This is a genomic window from Angustibacter aerolatus, from assembly GCF_054776675.1.
Map to the genome: position 1 here is coordinate 59,618 of NZ_BAAHBM010000002.1, position 17,213 is coordinate 76,830.

Below are 17,213 nucleotides of genomic sequence, written 5' to 3' on the forward strand. Positions count from 1 at the left end.
GCCTCGAGGCCGGGCACCCGGCGGCGCGCACCCAGGCGTCTCACCCGTCGTCGAGCGCGGACGTCGAACCCGATCCCGAGGCTGGGTCGAGCTGCCCAGGGCGGCGCGCGGTCAGTGGCGGTCGCAGGTGCCGAACACCTCGAGCGTGTGGCTGACGTCGTGGAAGCCGTGCTGCTCGGCGACCCGGGTCGCCCAGCGCTCCACCGTCGGGCCCTCGACCTCGACGGTGCGGCCGCACTCGCGGCAGACCAGGTGGTGGTGGTGGCCCTGGCTGCAGCGGCGGTAGACCACCTCGCCGTCACCGGTGCGCAGCGCGTCGGCGGCGCCGTCCTCGACCATGCCCTGCAGGGCGCGGTAGACGGTGGCCAGGCCGACCGGGCTGCCGCTCGCCCGCAGGGCCGCGTGCACGTCCTGCGCGCTGCGGAACGTCGGCTCGCTCGCCAGCTCGGTGGCGACGGCGTCGCGCTGCTTCGTGCTGCGGCGCGGGGTGCTGGGCGCGGACACGCGGGACTCCTCTAGCGCCCCGGCCGCGGGGCGGCCGGCAGCGCGTCGTCGTGGCCCGAGCCGTCGGGACCGGGGCCGTCGTGGCCCGGGTCGTCGTGGCCCGTGTCGTCGTGGTGGTCGTCGTGGTCGTCGTAGTGCTGGCCGTGCTGGGCGTGCCGGTGGCCGGCGTGCACGTAGTCGACGTGGTCGCCGTGCGGCACGGCGGGGTGCCCGCAGCGGACGCCGTGCTCGTGGGCGTCGTGCCCCTCGACCGGGGCGTGCCGTCGGCCGAGCACGCGGCGGCGCGACGCCGTCCAGCCGGCGGCGACGACGAAGACGGCGACCGCGAGCACGACGATCGTCCCGCCCGACGGGGTCGCGGTGTAGAAGCTGAGGCCGGTGCCGCCGAGGCTCACGGCGACGCCTATGACGACGGCCGTGGCCAGGCTCGACCGGAAGCTGCGGCAGACCTGCTGGGCGGCGGCGTTCGGCAGCACCATGAGCGCGCTGATGAGCAGCAGCCCGACGACGCGCATCGACACCACCACGGTGACCGCCGTCAGCACGGCGAGCACGAGGTTCAGCCGCAGCACCGGCAGACCGACCGCCCGGGCGAACTCGGGGTCGTTCGCCACCGCGAACAGTCGCGGCGTGAGCACCGCGGCCACCGCGAGCACGACCACCGCCAGCACCACGAAGGCGGCGACGTCCTGCGGCGAGGTGGTCGTGATGGCGCCGAAGAGGTAGGCGTCGAGGTTGACCGTGGCGCCCTCGGGGGCCTTCGAGATGAGCACCACGCCGAGCGCGATGCCGCCATAGAACATGACGGCCAGCGCGACGTCCCCGCTGGTCCGTCCGCGGGCGCGCACCAGCTCGATGGCGACCGCAGCCAGCACCGACAGCGCCAGCGCCGTCCACACCGGCGCGGTGCGCGTCAGCACCCCGGCGGCCACGCCGGCCAGCGCGACGTGCCCCATGCCGTCGCCGATGAGCGCCAGCCGCCGCTGCACCAGGAAGATGCCGACCACCGGCGCCGCCAGCCCGACGAGCAGGGCCGCCAGCAGCGCCCGCTGCATGAACTCGTACTGCAGCAGCTCGACGCCGGCCATCAGCGCTCACCGACCGGTGCGTCGAGCCAGCCGCGCGGCTCGTGCGGCGGGTCCTCGTGGTGCCCGTCGCCAGGGCTGTGGCCGTGGCCGTGGCCGTGGTCGTGGCCGTGCTCGGGTGCGTGGTCCGCGCCCCCGTGGTCGTGGGCGTCGAGGTGACCGGTCAGCCCGAGCAGGCGCGCGGTCGGTGCGCCGTCCGACACGATGCGACCGCCCTCCACCACGACGACCCGCGAGACGACCCCCGCCAGCGGACCCACCTCGTGCGTCACGACCACCATGGTGACGCCGGCCGCGGCCAGCCGCCGCACCACCTCGGCGAGCGCGTGCTGGCTGGCGAGGTCGACGCCGGCGGTCGGCTCGTCCATCACCAGCACCGCCGGCTCGGTGGCCAGGGCCCGCGCGATGAGGGTGCGCCGCTGCTGACCGCCCGACAGCTCCGACAGGTCGCGGTCGGCGAGCGGCCCGAGGTCGACGGCCTCGATCGCCTGCTGCACCACCTCGCGGTCGTGGGCGCGCGGACGCCCCAGCAGGCCGAGGCGTGGCAGCCGGCCGGACGAGACGACCTCGCGCACCGTCGTGGGGACCGTGCCGGTGAGGGTGTGTCGCTGCGGCACGTACCCGATGCGCGAGCGGTCGCGCCGGTGGCGCAGCGGCCGGCCGAGCACCTCGACGGTGCCGGCCTGCACCTCGGCGAGGCCCAGCAGGCCGCGCAGCAGGGTCGTCTTGCCCGAGCCGTTCGCGCCCAGCACGGCCACGACCTCGCCGTCGTGCACCTCGAGGTCGGCGTCGCGCACCACCGGGCGGTCGCCGTACCCGACCGTGACGCCGCGCATGCGCACCACGGCAGGTCGCTCGGCCTCCGGCCCGGACGATCGGGTCAGCTGCATGGTTGGCCAGTCTGCAGGCTGCGCAGGTTCGCCCGCATCACCTGCAGGTAGTCGCGGCCCGGGGAGCGGTCGGAGATCCCCTCGACGGGGTCGAGCACCGCGGTGCGGGCACCCGTCTCGCGCGCGACCGTGTCGGCGAGCGCCGGGCTGACCAGGGTCTCGGTGTAGACGGTGCGCACCCGGTGCGACCGCACGAAGTCGGCGACGCCCGCGAGCTGCCGCGCGCTGACCTCGCCCTCGGGGCTGATGCCGGTGATGCCCACCTGGGTGAGGCCGTACCGCTCGGCGAGGTAGCCGAACGCGTTGTGGCTGGTGACGACGTCGCGGTCGGCGCAGTGCGCCAGCCCGGCGCGCAGGTCGCCGTCGAGCGCGGTGAGGTCGCGCTGCAGCGCAGCCAGGTTCGCGCGGTAGTCCGCGGCGTGCGCCGGGTCGACGCGCTGCAGCTGCGCGGCGACGGCACCCGACACCGCGGCCAGCCGCACCGGGTCGAGCCAGAAGTGCGGGTCGCGCGCGCCCTGCTCGTCCTGCGCGACCTCGCCGTCCTCGATGGGCGTGTACGTGCGGTCGAGGCGAGCGGGGCCCTGCACGTCGAGGACGTGCTGGGGTGCCGCCGTGCGCACGCCGGCGTCGACCGCGGGCTGGAACCCGCCGACCGTCACCACGAGGTCGGCCTGAGTGAGCCCCGCCACGTCGCGCGGGGTCAGCTCGAGGTCGTGCGGCTCGGCCCCGGGCTTCGTGAGGTCCGAGACCTGGACGTGCGTGCCGCCGATGCGCTGGGTGACGTACTCGAGCGGGTAGAAGCTGACCGTGACGTCGACCCGGTCGCCGCTCGTGCCCGCGGTCTCGGCCGCACCCGCGCCGCAGGCCGCCAGGCCCAGGGCGAGGAGCGCCGAGGTGGTGGCGGCGAGGACGGCACGGCGTGGTGTGGGCACCCGGTGATCCTGCGCGCAAATGAGAATGATTGTCAATCCCGCGGGCGTCAGCCCCGGGGGAAGAGCTGCACCACCCCGACCGCGACCGCCACGGCGAGCACCGCGAAGCGGCCCATCCGCTCGGCCGTCGTCAGCGCGGGCCAGCCGAGGTAGAGCAGCCAGCCGATGAACAGCACCACGACGAGCACCAGCAGCGCACCCGGGACGCCGCCGACGAAGACGCCAGCCACCATCAGCGCGAGCACCAGCAGGAACGGGATCGCCCGGTGCCCGCCGCTCAGCCGGGTCAGCAGCGGACGGCTGGCCCGCTCGACCGCGGCCCGCGTGCGGGACGACGGCGTGGTGGTGGTGACGGTGTGTCGCGAGGGCGGTCTCGAGGCTGCAGGCACGTCGGCTCCGGGTCGTGGACGGTGACGTGCCATCCTCGCAGGCGTCGCGTCGCCACCCACGACGTCCGCCCGAGGCGGCAGCCCGCCGGGTCGCCCGCTGGGCCGCCCGCCCGGTGGCCGCTCCGACGCCCAGCCCGTCCAGCTCCCGGAGGTGCGTGTGTCGCTCGTCGTGGTGACCAGGTACGTCGTGCCCGAGGCGGAGGCGACGACCTTCCGCGAGCGGGCTCGCGAGGCGCTCGACGCGCTGCAGGCCCAGCGCGGGTGCCGCCGCGGTCACGTCGGGCGCTCGATGGACGAGCCGGAGCGGTGGCTGCTGCAGACCGAGTGGGACAGCGCGGGCGCCTACCGCCGCGGGCTCTCGTCGTACGACGTCAAGATGCGCGCCGTGCCGGTGATGTACCACGCGCTCGACGAGCCGTCCGCCTACGAGGTGCTCGTGGAGGGCGGTCCCGACGGGCTGGCCGACTTCGACAGCGACCGCTCGCCGAGCCGCTAGCCGCCGAACGCGGTCGAGGCGCCCCCGGAGCGGCCGATAGGCTGGCAGGCCGCAGCCGAGCCGCCAGCCCGGCGCTGCCCGACTCACCGATGGAGTGATCCGCCCGTGGCCGCCAAGCCCGCCTCCCGCATCGACACCGTCGTCAGCCTCGCCAAGCGGCGAGGTCTGGTGTTCCCCTGCGGCGAGATCTACGGCGGCACCAAGTCGGCCTGGGACTACGGCCCGCTCGGCGTCGAGCTGAAGGAGAACGTCAAGCGCCAGTGGTGGCGCTCGATGGTGACCAGTCGAGACGACGTCGTCGGCCTCGACAGCTCGGTCATCCTGCCGACCGAGACCTGGGTGGCCTCCGGCCACGTCGAGACCTTCACCGACCCGCTCACCGAGTGCCAGCACTGCCACAAGCGCTTCCGCGCCGACCACCTGCAGGAGGCGGTCGCCGAGAAGCAGCACCTCGGGAACCCGGACGACGTCGACCTGTCCACGGTCGCCTGCCCCAACTGCGGCACGCGGGGCGCCTGGACGCCGCCGCGCTCGTTCAGCGGTCTGCTGAAGACCTACCTCGGCGCCGTCGAGGACGAGTCGGGTCTGCACTACCTGCGCCCCGAGACCGCCCAGGGCATCTTCCTGAACTTCCTGAACGTCTCGACGTCCGCGCGCAAGAAGCCGCCGTTCGGCATCGCCCAGCAGGGCAAGAGCTTCCGCAACGAGATCACGCCCGGCAACTTCATCTTCCGCACCCGCGAGTTCGAGCAGATGGAGATGGAGTTCTTCGTCGAGCCCGGCACCGACGCCGAGTGGCACCAGACGTGGATCGACACCCGGATGCAGTGGTACGTCGACCTGGGCATCGACCCCGAGAACCTCCGGCTGTTCGAGCACCCGACCGAGAAGCTCTCCCACTACTCGACCCGCACGGTCGACATCGAGTACCGGTTCCGGTTCGCCGGCAGCGAGTGGGGCGAGCTCGAGGGCATCGCGAACCGCACCGACTTCGACCTGACGACGCACAGCAAGCACTCCGGCGTCGACCTGTCGTACTTCGACCAGGGCAAGAACGAGCGCTGGGTGCCCTACGTCATCGAGCCTGCGGCCGGCGTCGGCCGCTCGATGATGGCGTTCCTGCTCGACGCCTACACCGAGGACGAGGCCCCGAACGCCAAGGGCGTCCTGGAGAAGCGCGTCGTGCTGCGCATCGACAAGCGGCTCGCGCCGGTGAAGGCCGCCGTGCTGCCGCTGTCGCGCCACGCCGACCTCTCGCCGAAGGCGCGCGACCTCGCCGCGGTGCTGCGCCGCTCGTGGAACGTGGACTTCGACGACGCGGGCGCCATCGGCCGCCGCTACCGGCGACAGGACGAGATCGGCACCCCGTTCTGCCTGACCGTCGACTTCGACACGCTCGAGGACCACGCGGTCACCATCCGCGAGCGCGACTCGATGAGCCAGGAGCGCGTCGCCCTCGACCAGGTGGAGGGCTACCTCGCCCAGCGCCTGGTCGGCTGCTGAGCCCGTCCTCGTCACGAGCCGGCAGGCGGTCGTCGCACGGTCGCGACCGTGACACCCGTCATGGGGCATCGGTGACGACGGGCCCCTGAGCGGCTGCGGTCCCGGCTGCACGCTGGTCGGCATGGACACCACTGCCGAGCGGACGACGTCCGAGACCACGGGGGCGAGGGAGCAGCCCGGCTCCGACGTCCCCGCCCTGCTGCTGCAGGGCCTGCACAAGCGCTTCGGTGACGTGCACGCGGTGCGCGGCATCGACCTGCGCGTCGAGCCGGGAGAGGTCGTGGCCTTCCTGGGGCCGAACGGCGCCGGCAAGACCACGACCGTCGACATGGTGCTCGGGCTGTCGGACCCGACGTCCGGCGTGGTGCAGGTGATGTGCCACGACCCCCGGGAGGCGGTGCGGCGCGGCGAGATCGCAGCCGTGATGCAGACCGGCGGCCTGCTGAAGGACCTCACGGTCGGCGAGACGGTGCGCATGATGCGGTCGCTGTTCCGCGGCGCCCGCGACGTCGACGAGGTGCTGCAGCGGGCGGGCATCGCTGACATCGCCGACCGCCGGGTCGGCCGCTGCTCCGGCGGGCAGCAGCAGCGGCTCCGCTTCGCACTGGCCCTGCTGCCCGACCCGCGCCTGCTGGTGCTCGACGAGCCGACGACCGGCATGGACGTCGAGGGCCGTCGCGACTTCTGGTCCGCGATCCGCGCCGACGCGCGGCAGGGGCGGACGGTGCTGTTCGCCACGCACTACCTCGACGAGGCCGACGCATACGCCGACCGCGTGGTCGTCGTCAGCCGCGGGCAGGTGGTCGCCGACGGCAGCGCGGCCGCCGTGAAGAACCTCGCGTCCGGTCGCGTCGTCTCGGCGACCCTCCCGGGCGCGGACGACGCGGCGCTCGCCGGGCTGCCGGGCGTCGAGCGCGTCGAGGTGCGCGGCGACCGGGTCATCGTGCGGGCGGCCGACTCCGACGCGGTGGCGAGGTTCCTGCTCGAGCGCACCGCCGCCCACGACCTCGAGATCACGTCGTCCGGGCTCGAGGACGCCTTCATCGCCCTGACCGCCGACCACGGACCCACCGTCGAGCCACCCACCCAGCGTCCCCAGACCCCTCGGAGCCCCGCATGAGCACCGTCACCCGGACGACCGCCGGCCCCCGGCCCGCCGACGCGCCGCGCGGCGGTGGCTTCAGCCTCACCTACCTGGGGCTGGAGCTGCGACGGCTGCTGCGCAACCGGCGCACCGTCGTCTTCACGCTGATCATGCCGCCGGTGTTCTTCCTGATCTTCGGCACCAGCGAGCGCTACCGCACCGAACGCCTGCCGCACGGCAACGTGACGGCCTACGTGATGGTGAGCATGGCCGTCTACGGGGCCATGCTCGCGACCACGTCGGGCGGCGCGATGGTCAGCGTCGAGCGGGCGCAGGGCTGGAGCCGGCAGCTGCGGCTGACCCCGCTCAGCCCGATCGCGTACGTGCTCACCAAGGTGGTCGTCGCGATGGCCATGGGTCTGGCCGCGGTCGTCGTCGTGTTCGTCGTCGGTCGGTTCGAGCACGCGTCGATGCCCCTTCACGTGTGGTTCGCCTGCGGTGTCATCGGGTGGCTCGGCTCCCTGGTCTTCGCGGCCTTCGGGTTGTTCACGGGGTACCTGCTGCCGGCGGAGAACGTCATGCAGGTGCTCGGTCCGGTGCTGGCCGTGCTGGCGTTCGCGGGCGGCCTGTTCGTGCCGCTCGACGACGACTCCGCCTTCGCCGACATCTCGCGGTTCACGCCGATGAACGGCCTCGGCTCGCTCTCGCGCGCACCGCTCACCGGCGACGGCCTGACCTGGACGGCGCTGGCCAACGTCCTGGCGTGGGCCGTGGTGTTCGTCGGTGGCGCCGTGTGGCGGTTCCGGCGCGACACGGCGCGCGTGTGACGTCTCGCGGCACCCCGGCGTCGACGGCGCCCCGGACCTCTACCGTGTGGTCCGTGGGCACCGTCGACGCGCCGGGCACCTCGGCACCGCAGCCGTCCCCGGTGGCGCCGTCGGCGCGCGAGCGACCCGGTGACCGGCGGGCCGTCGACACCGGTCCGATCGGTCGCTGGCGGCCCCTGCTGTTCGGGTCGCCGTGGCTGATCTACCTGCTGTACCCGGTCGCGGCCATCTGGGACCGCCCGGCCGGTGTGCGGTGGCTCGGCCTCGGTGCGCTGCTGCTCTTCGCCGCGTGCTTCGTGCTCGGCATCGCGACCGTCGGGCCCGCCCGCCGCGGCCAGCCGGGTGCGCTGCGGCGGGTCGTGGTCGTGCTGGCGGCCATGCTGCTGCTGCTCTCGCTGGCCGCACCCGCCGCGGGCGACAACGTGGTCGCCGGTCTGATCTACGTGGGCGTGCTAGCGACCATGACCCTGCCGACGCGGGCAGCGGTCGCCGTCGTCACGCTGCTCGCCGTCTCCGCCGAGGTGGTCCCGCGCGTCGTCCCCGGCTGGCAGGCCGACAACTTCTTCGCCTTCCAGGTGCTGGTGTCGTGCTTCGCCGCCTGGGGCATCACGCAGGTGATCTCGCGCAACGCCGAGCTGGTGCAGGCGCGCGAGCAGATCCAGCGCCTGGCGGTCGCGGAGGAGCGCGGACGGATGGCGCGCGACCTGCACGACATCCTCGGGCACAGCCTCACGGTCATCACGATCAAGGCCGAGCTCGCCGGTCGCATGGCGCAGGCCGAGGGCGCCGAGCGCGCAGGTGCCGAGATCGCCGACGTCGAGCGTCTGGCGCGAGAGGCGCTGGCCGACGTCCGCTCGACCATCGGCGGCATGCGCGGCGTCACGCTGGCCAGCGAGCTGGCCGGAGCGCGGACCGCGCTCGAGGCGGCCGGCATCCGAGCCGACCTGCCCAGCGCGGTCGAGGCGGTGCCCAGCCGGTGGCGGGAGCTCTACGCGTGGGCGGTGCGCGAGGGGGTCACGAACGTGGTGCGTCACAGCGGGGCCACCTCCTGCGTCGTCCGGCTCGGGCCGCGCGCCGTCGAGATCGAGGACGACGGGTGCGGACCGTCTGCCGACGCGTCGGGCCGCCGGCAGGGCCACGGGCTCGACGGTCTGCGCGAGCGCGTGGCGCGCGAGGGTGCCCGGTTGGTCGTCGGCCCTGCCGCCGGCCACGGGTTCCTGCTGCGCGTCGAGGTGCCGGCGTGAGCGACGCCATCAGGCTGCTGCTCGCCGACGACCAGGCGCTCGTCCGCGGCGCCCTCGCGGCGCTCCTCGAGCTCGAGCCCGACCTCGAGGTGGTCTCGGAGGTGTCGTCGGGCGCGCAGGTGGTCGAGGCCGCGCGCGCCAGCCGCCCCGACGTCGCGCTGCTCGACGTGGAGATGGGCGAGGTCGACGGCATCACGGCCACCGCGGCCCTGCGCGCTGCGCTCCCCGCCTGCCGCGTGCTGGTGGTCACGACCTTCGGTCGGCCCGGGTACCTGCGCCGAGCCATGGAGGCGGGTGCGAGCGGGTTCGTCGTCAAGGACACGCCCGCCCGCCAGCTGGCCGACGCCGTGCGCCGGGTGCACGCCGGGCTGCGCGTCGTCGACCCGTCGCTCGCAGCCGAGACGCTGGCCGTGGGCGAGAGCCCGCTCACCCGGCGCGAGCACGAGGTGCTGCTGGCCGCCCGCTCCGCCGGCACCGTCGCCGACATCGCCTCCGCCCTGCACCTGTCGGAGGGCACGGTGCGCAACCACCTCTCGTCGGCGATCGGCAAGACCGGTGCGCGCACCCGGGCCGAGGCGGTGCGCATCGCCGACGCGCACGGCTGGCTGCTGACCTGACGCGGACGGGCGGTGCGGGCTCGGTTGCATGACGGCCACGATGGCGGTCGCGCCGCCCGGCGGTGACCCGCAGCGGCAGGCTGTGGACGAGCGCCTGGTCGTCCACAGCTCGTCGTCCACAGCAGCGGCCTGCCGGCCCGCCGTCCACAGCGAGTCGCCGCCGCCGCCCCGCCCCGTGAGCGACGGGCCAGTGTGGTCGGCCGGAGGTGGTCGCGGTGGCGGCGAAGGACGCGGTCGGGCGGTACGGCGAGGACGTCGCCGCACGGCACCTGGTCGAGCAGGGGTACGAGGTGGTGCGGCGCAACTGGCGCTGCGAGCACGGGGAGATCGACATCGTCGCCCGCGACGGCGGCTGCCTCGTCGTGTGCGAGGTCAAGACGCGCCGGTCGACCCGCTTCGGCCTGCCGGTCGAGGCGATCACCTGGCGCAAGCTCGGGCGCCTGCGGCGGTTGGCGGGGTGCTACCTCGCGGTGTCCGGCTCGCACTCGGCGGGCGTGCGCATCGACGTCGTCTCGGTGCTCTGCCAGCCCCGCGGCGCCGCCCAGGTCGAGCACCTGCGCGGGGTGGCGTGATGGCGCTGGGCCGCACCCTCGGGGTGGCGCTCGCCGGCATCGACGGTCACGTGGTCGACGTGGAGGCCGACGTGGCGAGCGGCCTGCCCGCGTTCACCGTGACCGGCCTGCCCGACGCGGCGCTGGGCGAGGCGCGCGACCGGGTCCGCGCCGCCTGCGCCAACTCGCAGGTGCCCATCCCGATGCAGCGCCTGACCGTCAACCTGTCACCCGCCTCGCTGCCCAAGGCAGGCACCGGGTTCGATCTCGCCATCGCGGTGGCGGTGCTGGTCGCCGCAGAGCAGGTGCCGCAGGCCGCGGTCGACGGCGTGGTCCACCTCGGGGAGCTGGGGCTCGACGGGCGGCTGCGGCCGGTGCGCGGGGTGCTGCCGGCGGTCGTCGCCGCGGCCCGGGCCGGGGCGCGGCGGGTCGTGGTGCCCACCGCGAACGCCCGCGAGGCGGCGCTCGTGCCCGGTGTGCGGGTGCAGCCCGCGAGCAGCCTGGCGGCGCTCGTCGGGTGGTACCGCGGTGAGCTGCCACCAGAGCCGCTCGACGACGCCCCGCCGGCCGCCGCGACGGCGCCGGCCGGTCACCCGCTCGACCTCGCGGACGTGGTGGGCCAGCTCGAGGCCAGGTGGGCCCTGGAGACGGCCGCTGCGGGCGGCCACCACGTGCTGCTGCTCGGGCCGCCGGGCTCCGGCAAGACGCTGCTGGCCAGCCGGCTGCCGGGGCTGCTGCCGCAGCTGCCGCAGCCCGAGGCGCTGCAGGTGACGGCCGTGCACTCGCTCGCCGGCGAGCTGCCGGCCGGCGGGGGGTTGGTCGAGCGACCGCCGTTCGTCGACCCCCACCACAGCGCGACCCCGGCCTCGGTCGTCGGCGGCGGGTCGGGCTCGCCACGGCCCGGCGCGGCGTCGCTCGCGCACGGGGGAGTGCTGTTCCTCGACGAGGCGCCCGAGTTCGATCGGAGGGTGCTCGACGCGCTCCGCCAGCCGCTCGAGTCCGGTGAGCTGGTGATCCACCGTGCGCACGGCACGGCCCGCTACCCGGCGCGGTTCCAGCTCGTGCTCGCGGCCAACCCCTGTCCGTGCGGGATGGCGACCACGCCGACGGCTCGCTGCGAGTGCAGCGCCACGGTGCGCCGGCGCTACCTGCAGCGGTTGTCCGGACCGCTGCTCGACCGCGTCGACATCCAGGTGCACGTGCTGCCGGTGACCCGCGCGGCGTTGTCGCCCGACGAGCAACCCGAGGCCAGTGCGTCGGTCGCGGCACGGGTGCGCGCCGCACGGGCGGCGCAGCAGGAGCGCTGGGCGGGCACCGGGTGGTTGCTCAACGCCCACGCGCCCGGCACGGAGCTGCGCCGCGCCCCCTGGCGGTGCGCGCCCGACGTGACGTCGCTGCTCGACGGTGCGCTCGAGCGGGGCACCCTCAGCGTCCGCGGCTACGACCGGGTGCTGCGGATCGCCTGGACCGTGACCGACCTGCGTGGTGGCACCGCGCCGACGGCGGACGACGTCGGCGCGGCGTTCAGCCTGCGCAACCCGACGGGCCTGGCGGCGTGACCGCGCAGGAGCCGCCTGGCTCGGGCGCGGGCGGGCCCCTCACCGGAGCGCCCGCTGTGGTGCGATCCGTGCGGCACAACGGGTGCGGCACCAGGCGCCTGCTGCAGCTGGCGGACGACGACCGGTGGGCGCGCGTGGCTTGGAGCCGGCTGATCGAACCCGGCGACGGCAAGGTCGACGCGCTTGTTCGCGAGGTCGGCGCGGGCGAGGCGCTGCGGGCGCTGCTCGAGCGCGACGTGCCGTGGATGGCGCGCTACCGCGCTCGGGTGCCCGACCTGCACCCCGAGCGGGACGTCGACCAGGCGGTGCGGCTCGGCGGCCGGGTGGTGCTGCCGGGGACGTTGGAGTGGCCGGCCGGACTGGACCGGCTGCGCTGCCCACCGCTGTGTCTCTGGGTGCGGGGGCCGGCTGATCTCGGTGCCCTCGCGGACCGCTCGGTCGCCGTGGTCGGCGCGCGGGCCGCGACCTCGTACGGCGAGCACGTGGCGGGCGAGCTGGCGCACGGGGTGGCGTCTCGAGGGTTCACCGTCGTGAGCGGGCTGGCCTACGGCATCGACGCCGCAGCGCACCGAGGCGGGCTGGCGTCCGCGGGGTCGGGCGTGGCCTTCGTGGCCGGCGGGTTCGACCGGCCCTATCCCGCTGGCAACGACGTGCTCATGCAGCGACTGGTGCAGGACGGGGCGGTCGTGAGCGAGGTGCCGCCGGGCTGCTCGCCGACCAAGGTGCGCTTCCTGCAGCGCAACCGGCTGATCGCGGCAGTCTCCACCGGCACGGTCGTCGTCGAGGCCGCGGTGCGCAGCGGGTCGCTGAACACCGCTCGCACGGCCGCGCGGCTCGGTCGTCCGGTCGGTGCCGTGCCCGGGCCGGTCACCTCCAGCGCGTCGGCAGGTTGCCACGCGCTGCTGCGCGCTCAGCAGGCGGTGCTGGTGTCGGACGCCGACGAGGTGGTCGACCTGCTGGGCCGCATCGGTGACGACGCGGCCGAGGCGCCGCACGGGACCGACCGGCCGGAGGACGACCTCGACCCGGTGACCAGACGCGTGCTCGACGCCCTGCCGGTGCGCGCTGGACGACCCGTCGACCGGCTGTGCGCGACCGCGGGCCTCGACCCGGCCACGACGCAGGCGGCCCTCGGCCGGCTCGACCTGCTGGGTCTGGCCGAACGGCACGGCACGGGGTGGCGCGTCGTGCGACCGGCCCGGCCCTCGAGGGAGCAGCGGTGGAACGCCGCGAACGAGCGGCAGGTCGAGCGCATGGCAGGGGTCGCCACGGACGGCGCTCGACCCGGGCTCGGACCGTGAACCGCTCCACCCACCGCGCCGGCGCGAGTCGCGGACCGGCCCGACCCGTCTCGCGCCGGAGCGTCGCGCCGACGAGCGGTCGGGTGCGCCGTAGCGTGAGCCGGTGCCCCCCGAGCCGAGGTCGTCGACCGGCACCCCGTCGCGCGGTGACGCAGCCGAGCGGCGGCTCTCCGCGTGGGGCGAGGACGCGCTGGCGGCCTTCGAGGTGCACCTGCGAGCCGAGCGCGGCCGGTCGGAGCACACGCGACGGGCGTACCTGTCCGACGTGCGCTCGCTGCTGCGGTTCGTGGACGCCGGCCCCGCCGGCCCCGCCGGCCCCGCCGGCCCCGCCGGCCCCGCCGGCCCCGCCGGCCCGGTCGACCTCCCGCTGCTGCGCGGCTGGCTTGCCTCCCTGGCCGCGGCCGGACAGGCGCGCTCGACGCTGGCGCGGCGGGCCGCGGCCGCCCGCACGTTCTGCGCGTGGGCAGCTCGCACCGGTCGGCTGCAGATCGACCCGTCCGTGCGGCTGGCGGCGCCGCGGCGCGACCGCACCCTGCCCGCCGTGCTGCGGCAGGGGGAGGCCGCGCAGCTGCTGGAGGTCGCCGCCGTCCGGGCCGACGACGACGACCCGCTGCACCTGCGTGACCTGGTCGCCCTGGAGCTGCTGTACGCGACCGGCATCCGGGTGGGCGAGCTGGTCGGTCTCGACGTCGACGACGTCGACCTGACGCGGCGCACGCTGCGGGTGCTCGGCAAGGGACGCAAGGAGCGCACGGTGCCGTTCGGGGCGCCGGCCGCCGCGGCGGTCGAGCTGTGGCTGGCGAAGGGTCGACCGCGCCTGGCGCAGGCGCACAGCGGGCCGGCCCTGCTGCTCGGCCGACGCGGTCGGCGCGCGGACCCGCGGCAGGTGCGCGAGGCGGTGCACCGGCTGCTCCAGCACGTCGAGGGGTCACCCGACCTCGGCCCGCACGGGCTGCGGCACTCGGCGGCCACCCACCTGCTCGAGGGGGGAGCTGACCTGAGAGCCGTTCAGGAGCTGCTCGGTCACGCTACGCTCGCGACGACGCAGGTCTACACCCACGTCTCGATCGAACGGCTGAGGGCGACGTACGAGCAGGCGCACCCGCGCGCGTGACGCGCAGGTTCGCGGCCCCGGGTCGCACGCGGTCGGGTCGAGGGTGATGATGTGGCGCCGATCGACGACCACGCAGACCACGAGCAGGGGGACGACGTGACCACCGAGCACGCGCACCGTGACCTCGACGTCGAGGACCCCGACGCGGACGAGGTCGCGACCGCCGAGGCGGCCCAGACGGCGGAGGCCGCGGCAGAGGCTGCCGCCGAGGCCGCGGCAGCCGCGAAGGCCGAGCAGGTGGCTGCGAACGCGGCTGCGGTGGCCGAGCTGTGGCGGGCCTACAAGACGACCGCCGACCCGGCGCTCCGCGAGAAGCTCATCCTCCACTACTCGCCGCTGGTGAAGTACGTGGCGGGTCGCGTCGGCGTGGGCCTGCCGCCCAACATCGAGCAGGCCGACCTGGTCTCGTACGGCATCTTCGGGCTCATCGACGCGATCGAGAAGTTCGACACCGAGCGCGCCATCAAGTTCGAGACGTACGCCATCTCCCGGGTGCGCGGCGCCATCATCGACGAGCTGCGCTCCATCGACTGGATCCCGCGCTCGGTGCGGCACAAGGCGCGCGAGGTCGAGCGCTCGTACGCCGAGCTCGAGGCCGAGCTGCACCGCACGCCGACCGAGGCCGAGGTCGCCCAGCGCATGGGCATCAAGGTGGGCGACCTGCACCACATCTTCAGCCAGGTCTCGTACGTCAACGTGGTGGCGCTCGACGAGCTGCTCAGCGTCGGCGGCGAGAAGGGCGACAAGCTCACGCTCGGCGACACCCTCGAGGACAAGGGTGCCGAGGACCCGGTGCTGGCCTTCGAGGGCGAGGAGACGAAGTACCTGCTCGCTCGCGCCATCAACCAGCTGCCCGAGCGCGAGAAGATCGTCGTCACCCTCTACTACTACGAGGGCCTCACCCTTGCCGAGATCGGGCAGGTGCTCGGCGTGACCGAGTCGCGCATCTGCCAGATGCACACCAAGGCCGTTCTGCAGCTGCGGGGCAAGATCTCCGAGGTCACGGCCGGCTGACCGGCCCGACCGCGCCGGGCGTGGCGAGGGGCAGCAGCACCGGCGGCCCGGCCCGCACCAGCTGCAACGGGTCGATGTAGACGCCGGCGCGCCGCACGCCCCAGTGCACGCAGGTGGCCGGCAGGCAGTGACCCGGGCCGGCGGCGACCACGCCGACCCGTTCGCCGGCTCGTACCGGTGTCCCCGTCGGCAGCCGCTCCGACAACGGTTCGAGCCCGGCCTGCAGGCCCGCCGCCGTGCGCACCACCAGCACCCCCCGGCCGGCGACCACGCCGGAGAACGCGACGACGCCGGCCGCCGGCGACCGCACGACCTGACCGACCGTCGCGGCGAGGTCGACCCCACGGTGCCCGGCGCCCCACGGCGTGGGGGGCGGGTGGAACGGCGCGAGCACCGTGGGGGGTTCGAGGGGCCAGCGCCAGCCGCTCGCCGGCGCGGTCCTGGCACGGCCGACCGGCGCGAGCGGGAGGTCAGCGCCCGCCGTCGGCCTCGAGGCCAGGTCCGGCGCCGGGTCCGTGCGGGACGACGGTGCGACCTCGCTCGTGCGCATGGTGGTGGGCGGCGGGGCCGGGACGACGGCGGGCGCCGTGAGGCAGGCGACGGCCAGCAGCGGAGCGGCGAGCGGCGTCGGGGCGAGGGCGGTGACGAGGGGCACGGCGACGACCCTGCCCCGACGGCAGGCACGACGCCGGCGCCGCCGCGCCGCTGTGGACTCGGCATGCGGTTGCACAGGTGGCTCTGTGGACGACAGCGGTCGTCCACAGCGGACGAGCGACGACAGCACGGCGGTGCGCCGGCGGGCAGGGTCGTCGACGTGCCTCGTCACCCGCGACGTCAGCCGCGACGTCAGCCGCGACGTCAGCCGCGACGTCACCCGTCGAGCGGCCCCGTCCAGGTCGTCCGCAGTGCCTCAGCCGCGCAGCCTGCTCAGCCGCTCCGCTGCCTCGTGCAGCACCTCGGGCCGCTTGCAGAACGCGAACCGCACGAGCGAGCTGCCGGCGTCGGGGTCGTCGTGGAACACCCGCACGGGCACCCCCACCACGCCCGCGAGCTCGGGCAGCCGGCGGCAGAAGTCGAGGCCGTCGTCGTAGCCGAGCTGCGCGGCGTCGACCGTCACGAAGTAGGTGCCGGCGGGCACCGCCGGCGTGAGGCCGGCTGCACGCAGCCCCTCGCAGAGCAGGTCGCGGGCCGCCTGCAGCCGGGCAGCACCCTCGACGAAGACCTCGTCGGGCAGCCCGAGACCGAGCGCGACGGCCGGCTGGAACGGGCCGGAGGCGACGAAGGTGACGAACTGCTTGACGGTGCGCACGGCGTCGACCAGCTCGCGCGGCCCGTGCACCCAGCCGACCTTCCAGCCGGTGACCGAGAAGGTCTTGCCGGCGGAGGAGATCGTCAGCGTCCGGTCGGCCAGGCCCGGCAGCGTCGCCATCGGCACGTGCTCGCCGCCCGTCGGACCGTCGGAGAACAGCAGGTGCTCGTACACCTCGTCGGTGACGACGATCGCGCCGTGCTCGACCGCCAGCCGCCCGATCAGCTCGAGCTCGGCCCGCGTGAGGACCGTGCCGGTCGGGTTGTGCGGCGAGTTCACCAGCACGACCCGGGTCCGCTCGCTGAAGGCGGCCCGCAGCTCCGCCTCGTCGAGCGCGAAGTCAGGGCCCCGCAGCACGCAGGTGCGGCGCACCCCGCCGGCCAGCGCGACGGCGGCGGCGTAGGAGTCGTAGTACGGCTCGAGCAGCACCACCTCGTCCCCGGGCTCGACGAGCGCGAGCAGACACGCCGCGATCGCCTCCGTCGCGCCGGCCGTCACCAGCACGGCGTCGGGCTCGACGTCGAGCCCGTACCAGTGGCGCTGGTGCGTGGCGACCGCCTCGCGCAGCTCGGGCACCCCAGGGCCGGGCGGGTACTGGTTGCGCCCGCCGCGCACCGCCGCCACCGCCGCCTCGAGCACCGCCGTGGGCCCGTCGGTGTCGGGGAACCCCTGCCCCAGGTTGATCGCGCCGGTGCGCTGCGCCAGCGCGGTCATCTCGGCGAAGATCGTCGTGCCGAAGCCCCGCATCCGCTCGACCAGGAACGGGGTGCGCACGGTGGGGTCCATGACGCGAC

Annotated in this window: 18 protein-coding genes; 11 read left to right on the forward strand and 7 right to left on the reverse strand. The window is 75.1% G+C overall.

Translation table 11 applies throughout. The annotated features are described in order from the left end of the window. Nucleotides 1-111: 111 nt before the first annotated feature. From ACYVI6_RS00980 to ACYVI6_RS01000, 5 genes are read right to left on the reverse strand one after another with little or no spacing between them, the layout of a single operon-like run. Nucleotides 112-504 carry a Fur family transcriptional regulator gene (locus ACYVI6_RS00980; RefSeq protein WP_460444579.1) on the reverse strand — a complete coding sequence of 131 codons (393 nt, stop codon included), beginning with the start codon at nt 502-504 and terminating at the stop codon, nt 112-114. A gap of 11 nt (nt 505-515) precedes the next feature. After that, nucleotides 516-1,592, reverse strand: a complete 1,077-nt coding sequence (locus ACYVI6_RS00985; protein ID WP_460444580.1) for a metal ABC transporter permease — start codon at nt 1,590-1,592, stop codon at nt 516-518. Then, complete coding sequence (locus ACYVI6_RS00990; RefSeq protein WP_460444581.1) at nt 1,592-2,479, reverse strand: metal ABC transporter ATP-binding protein; 888 nt, start codon at nt 2,477-2,479, stop codon at nt 1,592-1,594. Before ACYVI6_RS00990 ends, ACYVI6_RS00985 begins: the two co-directional genes overlap by 1 nt. Further along, the gene (locus ACYVI6_RS00995) at nt 2,470-3,411 is read right to left on the reverse strand and encodes a metal ABC transporter substrate-binding protein (RefSeq protein ID WP_460444582.1); all 942 of its coding nucleotides are present in this window, start codon (nt 3,409-3,411) and stop codon (nt 2,470-2,472) included. The genes ACYVI6_RS00990 and ACYVI6_RS00995 overlap by 10 nt, the downstream gene beginning before the upstream one ends. 47 nt (nt 3,412-3,458) lie before the next feature. Beyond that, nucleotides 3,459-3,800 carry a DUF6703 family protein gene (locus ACYVI6_RS01000; RefSeq protein WP_460444583.1) on the reverse strand — a complete coding sequence of 114 codons (342 nt, stop codon included), beginning with the start codon at nt 3,798-3,800 and terminating at the stop codon, nt 3,459-3,461. Between the two features lie 172 nt (nt 3,801-3,972). Here ACYVI6_RS01000 and ACYVI6_RS01005 point away from each other — a divergent pair, with 172 nt between their 5' ends. The 11 genes from ACYVI6_RS01005 to whiG all read left to right on the forward strand — a co-directional run bounded on the left by ACYVI6_RS01005 (nt 3,973) and on the right by whiG (nt 15,110). After that, nucleotides 3,973-4,296: an antibiotic biosynthesis monooxygenase family protein gene (locus tag ACYVI6_RS01005; RefSeq protein ID WP_460444584.1), complete on the forward strand. Its 324-nt coding sequence runs from the start codon at nt 3,973-3,975 to the stop codon at nt 4,294-4,296. Between the two features lie 105 nt (nt 4,297-4,401). Then, the gene (locus ACYVI6_RS01010) at nt 4,402-5,799 is read left to right on the forward strand and encodes a glycine--tRNA ligase (RefSeq protein WP_460444585.1); all 1,398 of its coding nucleotides are present in this window, start codon (nt 4,402-4,404) and stop codon (nt 5,797-5,799) included. A gap of 121 nt (nt 5,800-5,920) precedes the next feature. Beyond that, the gene (locus ACYVI6_RS01015; protein ID WP_460444586.1) at nt 5,921-6,919 is read left to right on the forward strand and encodes an ABC transporter ATP-binding protein; all 999 of its coding nucleotides are present in this window, start codon (nt 5,921-5,923) and stop codon (nt 6,917-6,919) included. Beyond that, a complete protein-coding gene (locus ACYVI6_RS01020; RefSeq protein WP_460444587.1) occupies nt 6,916-7,710 on the forward strand; it encodes an ABC transporter permease in 795 nt (264 codons plus the stop codon). The genes ACYVI6_RS01015 and ACYVI6_RS01020 overlap by 4 nt, the downstream gene beginning before the upstream one ends. A 53-nt stretch (nt 7,711-7,763) precedes the next feature. After that, the gene (locus ACYVI6_RS01025) at nt 7,764-8,954 is read left to right on the forward strand and encodes a sensor histidine kinase (protein ID WP_460444588.1); all 1,191 of its coding nucleotides are present in this window, start codon (nt 7,764-7,766) and stop codon (nt 8,952-8,954) included. Continuing rightward, nucleotides 8,951-9,571: a response regulator transcription factor gene (locus tag ACYVI6_RS01030; protein WP_460444589.1), complete on the forward strand. Its 621-nt coding sequence runs from the start codon at nt 8,951-8,953 to the stop codon at nt 9,569-9,571. The genes ACYVI6_RS01025 and ACYVI6_RS01030 overlap by 4 nt, the downstream gene beginning before the upstream one ends. 215 nt (nt 9,572-9,786) lie before the next feature. Then, on the forward strand, nt 9,787-10,143 hold the full coding sequence (locus ACYVI6_RS01035) for a YraN family protein (protein ID WP_460444590.1): 357 nt from the start codon (nt 9,787-9,789) through the stop codon (nt 10,141-10,143). Then, nucleotides 10,143-11,681 carry a YifB family Mg chelatase-like AAA ATPase gene (locus ACYVI6_RS01040; RefSeq protein WP_460444591.1) on the forward strand — a complete coding sequence of 513 codons (1,539 nt, stop codon included), beginning with the start codon at nt 10,143-10,145 and terminating at the stop codon, nt 11,679-11,681. Before ACYVI6_RS01035 ends, ACYVI6_RS01040 begins: the two co-directional genes overlap by 1 nt. A gap of 68 nt (nt 11,682-11,749) precedes the next feature. Next, nucleotides 11,750-12,982 carry a DNA-processing protein DprA gene (gene dprA / locus ACYVI6_RS01045; protein WP_460444592.1) on the forward strand — a complete coding sequence of 411 codons (1,233 nt, stop codon included), beginning with the start codon at nt 11,750-11,752 and terminating at the stop codon, nt 12,980-12,982. Nucleotides 12,983-13,172: 190 nt separating this feature from the next. Next, entirely contained in the window at nt 13,173-14,096 is a 924-nt protein-coding gene (locus ACYVI6_RS01050; protein ID WP_460444630.1) for a tyrosine recombinase XerC, read from the forward strand. A 237-nt stretch (nt 14,097-14,333) separates the two neighbouring features. Further along, nucleotides 14,334-15,110 carry an RNA polymerase sigma factor WhiG gene (whiG, locus tag ACYVI6_RS01055; RefSeq protein ID WP_460444631.1) on the forward strand — a complete coding sequence of 259 codons (777 nt, stop codon included), beginning with the start codon at nt 14,334-14,336 and terminating at the stop codon, nt 15,108-15,110. Here whiG and ACYVI6_RS01060 read toward each other — a convergent pair. Further along, on the reverse strand, nt 15,097-15,765 hold the full coding sequence (locus ACYVI6_RS01060) for a M23 family metallopeptidase (protein WP_460444593.1): 669 nt from the start codon (nt 15,763-15,765) through the stop codon (nt 15,097-15,099). The two genes, whiG and ACYVI6_RS01060, sit on opposite strands and share 14 nt — an antisense overlap. Nucleotides 15,766-16,020: 255 nt before the next feature. Next, entirely contained in the window at nt 16,021-17,205 is a 1,185-nt protein-coding gene (locus ACYVI6_RS01065) for a pyridoxal phosphate-dependent aminotransferase (RefSeq protein ID WP_460444594.1), read from the reverse strand. Nucleotides 17,206-17,213: the final 8 nt, after the last annotated feature.

Bases quoted from the DNA above. Each gene is read 5' to 3' on its own strand.
- ACYVI6_RS00985 (WP_460444580.1), bottom strand. From the start codon at position 1,592: ATGGCCGGCGTCGAGCTGCTGCAGTACGAGTTCATGCAGCGGGCGCTG.
- ACYVI6_RS00990 (WP_460444581.1), bottom strand. From the start codon at position 2,479: ATGCAGCTGACCCGATCGTCCGGGCCGGAGGCCGAGCGACCTGCCGTG.
- ACYVI6_RS01015 (WP_460444586.1), top strand. From the start codon at position 5,921: ATGGACACCACTGCCGAGCGGACGACGTCCGAGACCACGGGGGCGAGG.
- ACYVI6_RS01020 (WP_460444587.1), top strand. From the start codon at position 6,916: ATGAGCACCGTCACCCGGACGACCGCCGGCCCCCGGCCCGCCGACGCG.
- ACYVI6_RS01040 (WP_460444591.1), top strand. From the start codon at position 10,143: ATGGCGCTGGGCCGCACCCTCGGGGTGGCGCTCGCCGGCATCGACGGT.
- ACYVI6_RS01065 (WP_460444594.1), bottom strand. From the start codon at position 17,205: ATGGACCCCACCGTGCGCACCCCGTTCCTGGTCGAGCGGATGCGGGGC.